The sequence below is a fragment of the Arthrobacter sp. efr-133-TYG-120 genome (assembly GCF_030209785.1).
Taxonomy (GTDB): domain Bacteria; phylum Actinomycetota; class Actinomycetes; order Actinomycetales; family Micrococcaceae; genus Arthrobacter.
In genome coordinates this window covers 1-11755 of sequence record NZ_JARVRI010000019.1, presented here as the reverse complement: position 1 = coordinate 11755, position 11755 = coordinate 1, and the positions used below count along the sequence as shown (strand labels likewise).

12 protein-coding genes are annotated in these 11755 nt (G+C 64.8%); 5 read left to right on the top strand and 7 right to left on the bottom strand.

Annotation, left to right across the window (positions count from 1 at the left end; translation table 11 throughout):
- Positions 1-25: 25 nt before the first annotated feature.
- A complete protein-coding gene (locus tag QRN51_RS12660; RefSeq protein ID WP_502870863.1) occupies positions 26-1504 on the top strand; it encodes a peptide MFS transporter in 1479 nt (492 codons plus the stop codon).
- 82 nt (positions 1505-1586) lie between these two features.
- On the opposite strand, the gene QRN51_RS12655 is transcribed toward QRN51_RS12660, so the two are convergent.
- Complete coding sequence (locus QRN51_RS12655) at positions 1587-2183, bottom strand: DUF4190 domain-containing protein (protein ID WP_059388913.1); 597 nt, start codon at positions 2181-2183, stop codon at positions 1587-1589.
- 208 nt (positions 2184-2391) lie between these two features.
- On the opposite strand from QRN51_RS12655, the gene pgm reads away from it, so the two are divergent.
- On the top strand, positions 2392-4056 hold the full coding sequence (gene pgm, locus QRN51_RS12650; RefSeq protein ID WP_284990210.1) for a phosphoglucomutase (alpha-D-glucose-1,6-bisphosphate-dependent): 1665 nt from the start codon (positions 2392-2394) through the stop codon (positions 4054-4056).
- Between the two features lie 6 nt (positions 4057-4062).
- On the opposite strand, the gene QRN51_RS12645 is transcribed toward pgm, so the two are convergent.
- On the bottom strand, positions 4063-4563 hold the full coding sequence (locus QRN51_RS12645; protein ID WP_284990209.1) for a 2'-5' RNA ligase family protein: 501 nt from the start codon (positions 4561-4563) through the stop codon (positions 4063-4065).
- 232 nt (positions 4564-4795) lie between these two features.
- Complete coding sequence (locus QRN51_RS12640; RefSeq protein WP_059388911.1) at positions 4796-5401, bottom strand: malonic semialdehyde reductase; 606 nt, start codon at positions 5399-5401, stop codon at positions 4796-4798.
- A 188-nt stretch (positions 5402-5589) separates the two neighbouring features.
- Between QRN51_RS12640 and QRN51_RS12635 the strand changes: the two genes are divergently transcribed.
- Positions 5590-6939, top strand: coding sequence for a uracil-xanthine permease family protein (locus QRN51_RS12635; RefSeq protein ID WP_284990208.1), 1350 nt, complete (start codon positions 5590-5592; stop codon positions 6937-6939).
- An 83-nt stretch (positions 6940-7022) separates the two neighbouring features.
- Here QRN51_RS12635 and QRN51_RS12630 read toward each other — a convergent pair whose 3' ends face one another.
- Together QRN51_RS12630 and QRN51_RS12625 are read right to left on the bottom strand one after the other, a co-directional pair.
- Positions 7023-7487, bottom strand: a complete 465-nt coding sequence (locus QRN51_RS12630) for a GatB/YqeY domain-containing protein (RefSeq protein WP_284990207.1) — start codon at positions 7485-7487, stop codon at positions 7023-7025.
- A 187-nt stretch (positions 7488-7674) separates the two neighbouring features.
- Positions 7675-8817: a glycerate kinase gene (locus QRN51_RS12625; protein ID WP_284990206.1), complete on the bottom strand. Its 1143-nt coding sequence runs from the start codon at positions 8815-8817 to the stop codon at positions 7675-7677.
- A 132-nt stretch (positions 8818-8949) separates the two neighbouring features.
- On the opposite strand from QRN51_RS12625, the gene QRN51_RS12620 reads away from it, so the two are divergent.
- Both QRN51_RS12620 and QRN51_RS12615 read left to right on the top strand, forming a co-directional pair.
- Positions 8950-9300 carry a YciI family protein gene (locus QRN51_RS12620; RefSeq protein ID WP_284990205.1) on the top strand — a complete coding sequence of 117 codons (351 nt, stop codon included), beginning with the start codon at positions 8950-8952 and terminating at the stop codon, positions 9298-9300.
- 6 nt (positions 9301-9306) lie between these two features.
- Positions 9307-10578: an RNA polymerase sigma factor gene (locus QRN51_RS12615; protein WP_284990203.1), complete on the top strand. Its 1272-nt coding sequence runs from the start codon at positions 9307-9309 to the stop codon at positions 10576-10578.
- Here the strand turns inward: QRN51_RS12615 and QRN51_RS12610 are convergent.
- Both QRN51_RS12610 and QRN51_RS12605 read right to left on the bottom strand, forming a co-directional pair.
- Positions 10520-11305: a glycerophosphodiester phosphodiesterase family protein gene (locus QRN51_RS12610; RefSeq protein WP_284990202.1), complete on the bottom strand. Its 786-nt coding sequence runs from the start codon at positions 11303-11305 to the stop codon at positions 10520-10522. The two genes, QRN51_RS12615 and QRN51_RS12610, sit on opposite strands and share 59 nt — an antisense overlap.
- A 38-nt stretch (positions 11306-11343) precedes the next feature.
- A complete protein-coding gene (locus QRN51_RS12605) occupies positions 11344-11592 on the bottom strand; it encodes a hypothetical protein (RefSeq protein WP_284990232.1) in 249 nt (82 codons plus the stop codon).
- Positions 11593-11755 lie beyond the last annotated feature (163 nt).

The following is an 11755-nucleotide window of genomic DNA, read 5'->3' as shown; positions in this document are numbered from 1 at the left end:
ACAAATGCGCTCAGTCAATGTCACCATGGATCAGATGAGCACAACTCTAGACACGCGGACGCCCGCCAAAAACGCGGGCGATACGTCATTTTTCGGCCACCCAAAGATGCTGGCCAGCCTCTTCTCCGTAGAAATGTGGGAACGATTCTCCTTCTACGGCATGCAGGGCATCCTGCTTTACTACATGTACTTCACCGCGGACCATGGCGGACTCTCGATCGACAAATCGCTCGCCGCCGGACTGGTTGGCGCGTACGGCGGAGGCGTGTACCTCTCCACGATCCTGGGCGCCTGGTTGGCGGACCGGCTTTTCGGCTCCGAACGGGTACTTTTCGGTTCCGCCATCATGATCATGACCGGCCACATCGCACTTGCCCTCCTGCCCGGGATCCCGGGCCTGGTGGCGGGCCTCGTGCTGGTGGGTATCGGATCCGGCGGCCTCAAGGCGAACGCAACAGCGCTGGTCGGCACCCTCTATGGGGAGAAGGACGAACGCCGTGACGCCGGCTTCTCCATCTTCTACATGGGCATCAACCTCGGCGCCCTCATCGGACCGCTCGTGACCGGCTGGCTGCAGGAAAGCAACGGCTTCCACTGGGGCTTCGGCGCAGCCGCAATCGGCATGGCGATCGGCCTGGTCATCTACGCACTTGGCCGCAACAAGCTCCCGGAAGAAGCACACCGCGTTCCAAACGCCCTTCCGTCAGCACAGCGGAGCCGTTACGGGCTCATCTTCCTCGGCATCGCCATCGTGATCGCCGTGCTCCTGATGACCGGCGTGGTGAATCCCGGCAACCTGGCCAAGAGCATGGCATACGCCGCCATTGTCGCCTCGGTCATCTATTTCACGCTGATCTTCAGAAGCAAGAAGGTCACGCCGTTTGAGCGCAAGCGTGTTGTCGCATTCATTCCGCTGTACATCGCGTCTGCAGCGTTCTGGGCACTCTTCCAGCAGCAGTTCACGTTCATTGCCGTGTACTCGGAGGAAAAACTGGACCGCAACCTCTTCGGATGGGAAATGCCGGCGGCCTGGGTACAGTCCATCAACCCTGTATTCATCATCGTCTTCGCAGGCGTCATGGCTGCCCTCTGGACAAAACTTGGTCCGAAGCAGCCGGGATCCCCCATCAAGTTCGCTGCCGGACTCTTCGTCATGGGACTGGCATTCCTGGCCTTCATCCCCTTGTCCGGCGCAGGAAAAACCCCGCTGCTTGCGCTCGTGGGAATCCTGTTCCTCTTCACCTTGGCGGAACTGTTCCTGTCCCCCATCGGCCTGTCCGTGAGCACCAAGCTGGCCCCCAAGGCCTTCCACACCCAGATGGTGGCCCTGTTCTTCCTCTCGGTGTCTCTCGGCACCGCGTTGGCGGGCATCCTGGCCGGCCTGTACAACCCTGACAACGAATTGCCGTACTTCCTGGGCGTCGGCGGCACGGCGGTTGTGATCGCTGCTGCCTTGGCGGCTGGCTCGCCCGCCATCAAGAAATTGATGGGCGGCGTCCGCTAGTCACGTAACCGAGCTGGACCGCGACGGCGGCCGGTGCGTTCGGCGGGTTTCCCGCCAGGCGCACCGGCCGCCGTCGTTGTCGCTAGTAGTTGTAGTTGTAACGCGAAGCCGTGGCGGCAAAAATCGCGACAAAGACCCAGAAGATGGTCACGGCAACAATGCCCAGGTATCCCAGTACAAGGCCCGCGATGGCCATGCCCTTGCCGGCCGGTTCCTTCCTGAGGGCCATGTGGCCGAGGATCACCGCGGCAATCTGGGGCAGGACGAAGAAGCCAAGGCCCACGAAGACCGCGATCCCGCAGCACATGCTCGCAATGCTCAGGCCCTTCGGCTCGACCGGCATGCCGTAGTAGGCGGGCTGGCCATAGGGACTGGCCGGCTGCCCGTAGCCAGGCGGCCCTTGGGGAGGTTGTTGACCATACGGTGAAGCGGGCTGGCCGTAAGGGCTGGCCGGCTGCTGGCCATAGGGCGGCTGGACGTACTGAGCCGGACCACCCTGGGGCTGTTGCGGCTGTGGCTGGCCGTAGGGGCCGGAAGCCGCCGGCGAGGCAAACGGCTGCTCGCCATACGGGTTCTCACCTGCTTGGGGTGCAGGCGGAATGTACGACGGTGGCTCGTAGCCCTTGGGCGGTTCGTCACCCTCGGGAGCGTTCTCGGGTTTAGCTGGCTGGTCGGTCATGGAATATCCCCCTTGCGAGTCTTTGTGCCCAGCCTACCGCCGAGCGAAGGCGCACATAAGCTCACAGAGCCCCGGCTCCGCAACGCCATGCCGCACTCCGGTAAACGGGCAGTGAATCTTCGTCGATCATGCGGAAATACGAAGTCACAGGCCCCGCAATAGTCGGTTTTCTCTTCTAGCGCACCGGGCGGTCTGGCATGCTGGGTCAATGGCTAGCCGTGCGGGCACTGTTGCCCTTCCCCAGGACCTTGTAGACATCACCGCTCTTCTTGACGCGTACTACGACGTGACGCCGGATCTTAGTGATCCCGCACAACGCGTTGCCTTCGGCACCTCCGGGCATCGGGGGTCGAGCCTCAAGGCCTCATTCAATGAAGGGCATATCCTCGCCATCACCCAGGCGATCGTGGAATACCGCGCCGGGCAAGGCATCACCGGCCCACTCTTCCTGGCCAAGGACACCCACGGGCTCAGCGAACCGGCGCAGAATTCCGCCCTTGAGGTCCTCGCCGCCAACGGTGTCAACGTACTGATCGACGCGCGCCACGGCTACACGCCCACCCCCGCCCTGAGCCACGCGATCCTGAAATACAACAACGAAGCCGGCCCCGGGCAGCCCCAGGCAGACGGCATCGTGGTCACCCCGAGCCACAACCCTCCGGCCGACGGCGGTTTCAAGTACAACCCCCCGCACGGCGGCCCTGCAGACACCGACGCCACCGGCTGGATCGCCAACCGCGCCAACGAGCTCCTGGAAAACGGGCTGCGCGGCGTCAAGCGGATTCCGTTGAACGACGCCCTCAAAGCGGATGGCACGGGCAAGTTCGATTTCCTGAGCAGCTACGTGGACGATCTCCCTTCCGTCCTGGACCTCGATGCGATCCGCACCGCCGGCGTACGCATCGGCGCGGACCCCATGGGCGGCGCATCCGTGGACTACTGGGGTGAAATCGGCGAACGCCACCAGCTCGACCTGACCGTGGTCAACCCCACCGTGGACCCGCAGTGGGCTTTCATGACCCTCGACTGGGATGAGAAGATCCGCATGGACTGCTCCTCGCCGTCGGCCATGGCCTCACTCATCAAGCGCATGTCGGACAGTGCTTCGGCCGGAACGGGCGCCTTCGACGTTGCCACCGGAAACGACGCCGACGCCGACCGCCACGGCATCGTGACGCCCGACGGCGGCTTGATGAACCCGAACCACTACCTCGCCGTCGCGATCGACTACCTATACCGCAACCGCACAGGCTGGAACCCGGAGTCCGTCGTCGGCAAGACCCTTGTCTCCTCCTCCATCATCGATCGCGTTGCCGCGGGGCTGGGCCGCAAGCTCGTGGAAGTTCCCGTGGGCTTCAAGTGGTTCGTTCCCGGCCTGCTCTCGGGCGAGGGTGCCTTCGGCGGCGAAGAATCCGCGGGCGCCTCCTTCAACAAGCGCGACGGAAGCGTCTGGACCACCGACAAGGACGGCATCCTGTTGGCCCTCCTGGCATCGGAGATCACGGCCGTCACCGGCAAGTCGCCGTCGCAGCTCTACAAGGGCCTCACGGACCAGTTCGGCGCGCCCGTCTATGCCCGGATCGACGCCGCTGCGACGCGGGAGCAGAAGGCCAAGCTCGGCAAGCTCTCCGCCGCGGATGTCACAGCCACCACGCTGGCGGGCGAGGACATCACCGCCAAGTTGACCGAGGCTCCCGGCAACGGCGCCTCGATCGGCGGCCTCAAGGTTGTCACAGAGAACGCCTGGTTCGCGGCCCGTCCGTCGGGAACCGAGGACGTCTACAAGATCTACGCCGAGTCCTTCAAGGGAGCCGACCACCTCAAGCAGGTCCAAGAAGAGGCCAAGGCACTCGTGGACGGCGTGATCTCCTAGACCTCGCTAGTTTGGCTCCGCCGGGAGGCGCCACACTTTCAGGATCCGCCGGATCGTGTGGTTGCCTTCCGGCGCCATGTCCACCAGTGCGATCTGATCGAGCACGACGGCGTCACCCGGCTTGGGGCGCTTGCCGTCGTGATGCGAAATGTGCGGACGGTAGTTCTCCATGACGTATCGCGGGGTCGCCGCGCGCCCACCGACACTCTCCATGGCTTCGAACAGTTCCTCATGCAGACCCTGCAAAAGGGGATGGTGTTCCACCAGGCTGACCGGGATGGACCCTTGGTGACCGAATCCGGCGTCGGGCCCCACCGTCAGTTCAGCACCGAGGGCGCCCATCGCGGGGGCCGTCACAAGCTCGCTGAGGCGCGCGGCGACGTCGACACCATCGGAGGGCTCGACGTCGAACCTCAACAGGGTGATGTGCAGCGGCCAGTCACTGCGTGGGAAGACGAGCCCGTCAGCCACGGCTTCGACGAACGCCACGAGAATGAGGTTCCGCATAAGGAAATTTTGCCACCGCGGCGCCCTCCCCCGGCGACGATCAATCCCAAAGGTGAGCGAGCGTCGCTCGAGGACAAACGCCCGCTCAGATATGCCGCCCCAACCACCAACGCCCGCTCAGATATGCCGCCCCAACCACCAACGCCCGCTCAGATATACCGCCTTAAGCGCGAACGCTCGCTCACAAGAGTGAGCGAGCGTCGGCGGAAAAGGCCCTAAAGGTGAGCGAGGGTTAGACGGTGCGGACGACGTCCTCGTACGCGAACTTCGGCTTGGCTTCGCCGAAGGCGTCCGGACCCGGCTGGCCGATGTTGACCACGAGGAAGCTCTTCTGGTCACCGGCGGGGAAGAACTCGGCGTCGATCGCAGCGAAGTCGGCACCGGTCATGGGGCCGGCGGCGAAGCCGAGGGAGCGGACGGCGAGGATGAAGTAGCCGGCCTGCAGGTGGGCGTTGTTGTTGCCCGTAGTTGCGGTGAACTCGGGGTTGGCGTCGTACATGGCCTTCGGGGCAGAGTAGACCGGGAGGAACTTGTCCCACTGCTCGTGCCAGGCGGTGTCGTAGGAGAGCACGGCGACCAGCGGAGCAGAGGCGGTCTTGGCCTTGTTGCCCGGAGAGAGGGTCTCGACGAGCTTGGCGCGGGCCTCGTCCGAACGGACGTAGGTGACGCGCAGCGGCTGGGAGTTGAACGCTGTCGGGCCGAACTTGGTCAGTTCGTAGATGGCCTGTGCTTGCTCGTCCGAGACCTCACCGGCAAAGGAGTTGGCAGTGCGGGCTTCGGCAAAGATGGCGTCGACTGCTGCGGCGTCAATCACTGCTTCTTCGTGGGCGATCGTCATTCGCGTACCTTTCGCTGTGCCCGCAGCCATCGACGGCCGGGCGCTTATGCTTTCCATGGTTGCAACTTCAACTTCCCTCCGCCTCTTCCCGTGAAGCCACGTGACGTTCCACACAGCGGAATCGGCAGGCCGTACGGGCGGTAAGGTTGCACCCGAACAATCACAACTTTCAGGGAAGGCTCCCGCAGATGAGCATGCTCGGAACCAAATGGAAGCTGCACGGCAACGGCAAGACGATCCGGCCGGGACACGTGGTGGCACCCGAGGAGCGGCTGGCATGGCCGCTGACCATCGGCGTCGGCATGCAGCACGTCGTCGCGATGTTCGGAGCCACCTTCCTTGTGCCCATCATCACGGGCATGCCACCGGCCACTACACTGCTCTTTTCCGGCATCGGCACCCTGTTGTTCCTGGTCATCACCAAGGGGCGCGTACCGAGCTACCTCGGTTCGAGTTTTGCCTTCATTGCCCCCATCCTGGCGTCCCAGCAGCAGTTCGGCGTTCCCGGCGCGCTCGGCGGAGTGGTGCTTGCCGGCGTCGTACTGGCGCTCGTCGGCGCGGTGGTGCAGAAGTTCGGCGCTGAGTGGATCAACCGGACCATGCCACCTATTGTCACTGGCGCGATCGTCGCCCTGATCGGCCTCAACTTGGCGCCAGCCGCAAAAGCCAACTTCGATAAGGCCCCCGTCACCGCCCTCGTGACGCTGGTGACGATCATCCTGGTGAGCGTCCTCTTCCGCGGCATTCTGGGCCGCCTGAGCATCCTGGTGGGCGTGGTGGTGGGCTACCTCACCGCCATGACGCGCAGCGAAGTGGACTATTCCAAGATGGACGCGGCGTCGTGGATCGGCCTGCCGCACTTCCAGACTCCGGAGTTCCACCTCGGCGTCGTGGGCTTGTTCGTACCGGTCGTCCTGGTGCTGGTGGCCGAGAACGTAGGGCACGTGAAGTCCGTGGCCGCGATGACGGGACGCAACCTCGACGACGTCTCCGGGCGAGCGTTGATGGCCGACGGCGTCGCGACGGTCCTCGCCGGGTTCGGCGGCGGCTCCGGCACCACCACCTACGCGGAGAACATCGGCGTCATGGCGGCGACGAAGGTCTATTCGACGGCGGCCTACTGGGTTGCCGGTGCCTTCGCCATCCTCTTGAGCTTCTCGCCCAAGTTCGGCGAACTCATTGCCACCGTCCCCCCCGGCGTGCTGGGCGGTGCCGCGACCATGCTCTACGGGATGATCGGCGTCCTGGGCGTGAAGATCTGGGTGCAGAACAAGGTCAACTTCTCCAACCCGATCAACCTGACCACAGCCGCCGTCGCACTGATTATCGGGATCGCGGACTATACGTGGACCATCGGCGAATTGAAGTTCACGGGCATCGCGCTGGGTTCGGCCGCTGCCCTGGCGGTCTATCACGGCATGAAGGGCCTGGCCCGTTGGCGCGGGACGGTTGCCGAGCCGGAGATGGAGACGCCGGGACTGCCGCCGGCGGCCAAAGCAGCGATGAACGCGGCAAAGAGGAGTGGGAAGAAGCGGTAAGGGGCCGCCCAGCGCAATTCATGTGTTCGGCGGGGAGGGCAACCCTCTCCGCCGAACACAACTCTTTAGCCGAACACCGATAGCTATGAGAGGCGCCTACGCACAATATCGCTGACCGCCTTGCCGTCGAAGCGGCCGGCGACCTTTTCGGTGACCGGTTTCATGACATAGCCCATGTGCATCAGGGACAGCTCCACGCCTTCGGCCTTGAGTGAGGCGATGACCTCGTCAACGATGGACTCGACCTCGGCGGCGGTCAATGGTTCCGGCAGGTAGGCCTCGATGACCTCGGCATCCGCAATCTCCGTGGCGGCCCGCTCGGACTCTCCGGCCTCCTCGTAGAGGCGGGCGACCTCGTGATATTGTGCGGCCTCTTTCTGCAACATGGCCGTGATCTGGGCGTCGTCCAAGTGGATCGGCGCCTGTCCGGCCTTCTCACGGGTATCGATCTCGCTCAGGACGTTGCGCGTGGCGTTCAGGGCTACGCGGTTGCCATCCTTCATATGGCTGACGACGTCTGCGTGCAGCCGCTCTTTCAAGGTGGACATGGTGTGCTCCTCGATTCGATGGTGCCGTGCTGGCCGGCTGCCAGCCCGGCAGGCGGTGACGGCGTCCCGGGCGGGGTCGTCGCATCGTGGATGCATGGCAGAAGTCAGAGCCATGCTTTGTAGGTTAATTATCTGCCCGGACGACGCCGAGTAACCCCGCTGGGCATGTCCCTGGGTGGACGGGAGCCTAGACCCCTTCCAGCACCTGGCTCGTGGCCCACGCGAGGTACTTGGCGGCGTTCGCCACGGCGTCGGCAACATCCGGCACGCCGTCCCGACGCTGTGCGACGTCGAGCAACTGCGCCGCGGCCACCACGCCGTGGCCGGCCAGTTCCTCCAGTGTCACCAGGATCCGGCCCGCCACCACAATCACCGGAATTCCATGCCCTTGGGCGGAATCCGCGAGAGCGATGGGTGCCTTGCCGGTCAGCGACTGCGAGTCCATGGATCCTTCGCCGGTGATCACCAGGTCAGAGCCGGCGAGCTGTTCGGGAAGCCCAGTCAGGCCCGCCACCAGGGCGAACCCGCCTTCCAACGTCGCTTGGGTGAAGGCCAGGAACGACGCCGGGAATCCTCCAGCCGCTCCGGCCCCGGGAACGTTGACGTCGTGACCGCCCGCTTCCCGAAGCAGCGACGCCCAGTTGCGCAGGCCGGCGTCGAGCAGCTCCACCGCGTCCTCGTCCGCCCCCTTCTGCGGGCCGAAAACATGCGCGGCGCCGTCGCTGCCATAGAGCGGGTTCCGGACGTCGACGGCGATCCGGAACCTCACCGCGGTCAGCCGCGGATCCAGCCCGGAGACGTCGAGGGATACGACGTCGGCGAGCGAGCCTCCGCCGAGTGGAACCACGTTCCCGGCCGCGTCCAGGGCCTTCAGCCCGAGCGCACGCAGGGCGCCGCTGCCGCCGTCGGACATCGCGGAACCACCCACGCCGAGCACGATCTCGGTGGCTCCGGCGTCAAGGGCGGCGGCGATGAGCTGGCCGCAACCGTAGCTGTGGGCGCGCAGGGCGTTTTCCGGAGTCGGCTCCATGTGTGCCAGTCCAGAGGCTTGCGCCGTTTCGATCACTGCAGTGGCTCCGCCAAAGGCATTTTGCCGGATGGCCCACGCAGCGCCTACCGGCTTGAGGATGGGACCGACGACCGCATTGATCCGCTCTTCGTAGCCCGCCGCCACGGCTGCTTCCAGTGTTCCTTCGCCACCGTCGGCGATCGGAAACTGCGTCACCACGGCGTCCGGATAGACGCGCAATGCCCCCTCGGCCATCGCTGAGGCTGCTTCGGCGGCGGTGAGGGAGCCTTTGAACTTGTCCGGGGCAATCAGGATGCGCATGTTCCCATCCTGCCAGCGGGGCTAAGCTTTTCGCAGATTCGTGCGCGGAGATGTCGAAAACAGCCGGCGCCGTTCGTATAGAGGGTGAGACGCGGGCACGGTGCCGGCGCCACATCCCAAGGAGGAACAGTCATGCCACGTTATCTGCTCAGCATCTACCAGCCCGACGGCCCAGCCCCGGAGCCCGAAGTCCTCAACAAAATCATGGCCGATCTTGACGTCCTGAACCAGGAAATGCGCGACGCCGGCGCCTGGGTTTTCACGGGTGGCCTGCACCCCGCCAGTTCCTCCACAGTGGTGCGTGTGAACGACGGCGAGGTTCTCACCACGGACGGCCCCTTCGCTGAGGCCAAGGAACACGTGGGCGGCCTGTGGGTGATCGAAGCCCCGGACCTGGACGTGGCACTTGGCTGGGGACGCAAAGCCGCCCAAGCCACCACGCTGCCTATCGAGGTCCGGCCGTTCGCGGGCTACCGGGAATAGTTTCCCGTGTTCCATATTTCGGAGATCGCACGAATATTCCGTGAAGAGTATGGAAGATCCGTGGCGGTCCTGGTCCGCGTTCTGGGCAGCATCGACGCCGCCGAGGACGCGGTCCAGGACGCCTTCACCGAGGCCGTGGCGCGCTGGCCCGACGACGGCCTGCCGCCGAGCCCAGCGGGCTGGATCATCACCACCGCCCGCAACCGGGCTATCGACCGGTTCCGCCGCGAGGCCTCCGGTATGGAGAAACTCGTCCAGGCCGCGATCCTGCACGGTCATGAACACAGCGATGAACCCGAAGAGGTGGATACCGTGGAGGACAACCAGCTCCGGCTGATCTTCACCTGTTGCCACCCCGCCATCAACCGGGCCGCGCAAGTGGCCCTGACACTCAAGCTCCTGGGCGGGCTCACCACGGCGGAGATCGCCCACGCTTTCCTGGTCCCCGAGGCAACCATGGCCCAGCGCCTGGTGCGGGCGAAAGGGAAGATCCGCGACGCCGGCATCCCCTACCGGGTACCGAGCGGCGCCGAGCTTCCTGAGCGTTTGAAGTCGGTGCTGGCCGTGGTCTACTTGGTCTTCAACGAGGGCTACGCTGCGAGTTTAGGGGCTGGGCTGGTGCGCGAAGACCTCTGCCACGAGGCTGTTCGCCTCGGCCGGCTCATCATGGAACTCATGCCTGATGAGCCCGAAGCCAAAGGCCTGTTGGCCCTCATGCTTCTGCTCAATGCCCGCCGTGACGCCCGGACGACTCCCGACGGCGGCCTGGTGCTCCTCGCGGACCAGGACCGCAGCCTCTGGGACACGGACCAAATTGCGGAGGGTCAATTCTTGGTCCGGCAATGCCTGAAGATGAACCAGCCCGGACCGTACCAATTGCAAGCTGCCATCAACGCGGTCCACAGCGATGCCCTACAGCCCGCGGACACCGATTGGCGCCAAATCCTGGCATTGTACGGGCAACTTCTGGCGATGGAGCCGACGCCGGTGGTCGCCTTGAACAGAGCCGTTGCCCTCGCGGAGGTGGAGGGACCCGCCTCGGGTCTTGCCGCCGTCGACGTCCTTGAACTGGGCAACTGCTATCTTTTCCACGCAGTGCGGGCGGATCTGCTCCGGCGCCTGGGACGCAACAATGAAGCTGTCTCCGCCTACCGGGAAGCGCAGGAGCGCACGGACAACGACGCCGAGCGAGACTTCCTGGCGTCACGCATCCGGGCGCTCACCACCACTGGCCCCGGACCTGCAGCACCGACTTCAGACCATCCGCTCGGTCGGTGACGATCCCGTCCACGCCCATATCAAGCAACCTGGCCATCTCGGCCGGATCATTGACCGTCCAGACGTGAACCTGCAGCCCAAGCCGATGCGCCCGCCGCAGGAAACCGGGGGTCACAACGGCCAGGGGTCCGTAGCGGACCGGCACTTGGAGGGCATCGACGTCGTGCAGGATCTTCCGCAGCCAGCGCTCGGGAAGAAACGGTCCCAAGAGGGTGAAGGCGGCGTTGCAGGCGATGCCTGCCGAGGACGCCGTGCGACGGCGGAGCAGGCGCAGGACGGCCCGACGCCGGCGATCTGAGAAGCTCGCGATCAGCACCCGGTCGTGGGCGTCGAGTTGTTCAATGACTCCAGCGAGGGGTTTGACGGTATGCCAATCCTTGACATCAATGTTCAGCCGGGCCTCGGGAAATTCCTTCAGGACATCGGCCAAGTGGGGAATTGCTTCGCGGCCACCGATCCGGGCCTTGGCGATCTCGGCGGCACTGAGACTGGAGATGGAGCCATGGGCATCCGTGACACGGTCAAGGGTGTCGTCGTGGAAAAGGAGCACCACGCCGTCGGCAGTGGCGCGGCCATCGGTTTCAAGATGCGTGAAGCCGAGCTCAAGCGCCGCCCTGAATGCCGCGGCCGAGTTCTCAAGGCCATCCGGCGAAAATCCGCGGTGCGCGAACGCAAGCGGAGCGGATTGTCCGTCCGGGCGGCTGAAGAAAGGCAAATTCGGGCTCACACGGGTAGCGTAACCCGGCTGCGCCTCCCGCGAGCCCGTCAGGATTCCTGCCGGACGATCTCCACGCCGTCGCCGCAGTGCACCAGCGTGCGGCCGCGGCCGCCGTCGAGGTTTACCCAGACCACGCTGTGGTCACTCGACACGGCGTCCACCTGGCCGGGGTTCTCAAACCCGGGCGCGAGCTTGACGCTCACGCGGTCTCCGCGGCGCAATTGCTTCCAATGTTCAGCCGGCACTGCGCGGCGAACGGGGGCCTCGGGCCACCCCGTCGTCTTTCTCTTGGCCATCATGTCCCCTGTGATCGGCATCGAATACGACAAGAGACTACGAGGAGTAGTTGAACGGCAGTTGGACTGAAGCTGTGTAATGGGTGAGCGGTCCCAACCAACTAGCAATTGTTGACCCTTCTATAGTTGTCAAGCGTTGCAGGGGGCTGGGCTTGTGGCGTTG

Bases quoted from the DNA above. Each gene is read 5' to 3' on its own strand.
- QRN51_RS12625 (WP_284990206.1), bottom strand. From the start codon at position 8,817: ATGCGCATCCTGATTGCCCCGGACAAGTTCAAAGGCTCCCTCACCGCC.
- QRN51_RS12660 (WP_502870863.1), top strand. From the start codon at position 26: ATGGATCAGATGAGCACAACTCTAGACACGCGGACGCCCGCCAAAAAC.
- QRN51_RS12605 (WP_284990232.1), bottom strand. From the start codon at position 11,592: ATGGCCAAGAGAAAGACGACGGGGTGGCCCGAGGCCCCCGTTCGCCGC.
- QRN51_RS12655 (WP_059388913.1), bottom strand. From the start codon at position 2,183: ATGACCGACCAGCCAGCTAAACCCGAGAACGCTCCCGAGGGTGACGAA.
- QRN51_RS12640 (WP_059388911.1), bottom strand. From the start codon at position 5,401: ATGACGATCGCCCACGAAGAAGCAGTGATTGACGCCGCAGCAGTCGAC.
- QRN51_RS12620 (WP_284990205.1), top strand. From the start codon at position 8,950: ATGCCACGTTATCTGCTCAGCATCTACCAGCCCGACGGCCCAGCCCCG.
- QRN51_RS12635 (WP_284990208.1), top strand. From the start codon at position 5,590: ATGAGCATGCTCGGAACCAAATGGAAGCTGCACGGCAACGGCAAGACG.
- QRN51_RS12645 (WP_284990209.1), bottom strand. From the start codon at position 4,563: ATGCGGAACCTCATTCTCGTGGCGTTCGTCGAAGCCGTGGCTGACGGG.
- QRN51_RS12630 (WP_284990207.1), bottom strand. From the start codon at position 7,487: ATGTCCACCTTGAAAGAGCGGCTGCACGCAGACGTCGTCAGCCATATG.
- pgm (WP_284990210.1), top strand. From the start codon at position 2,392: ATGGCTAGCCGTGCGGGCACTGTTGCCCTTCCCCAGGACCTTGTAGAC.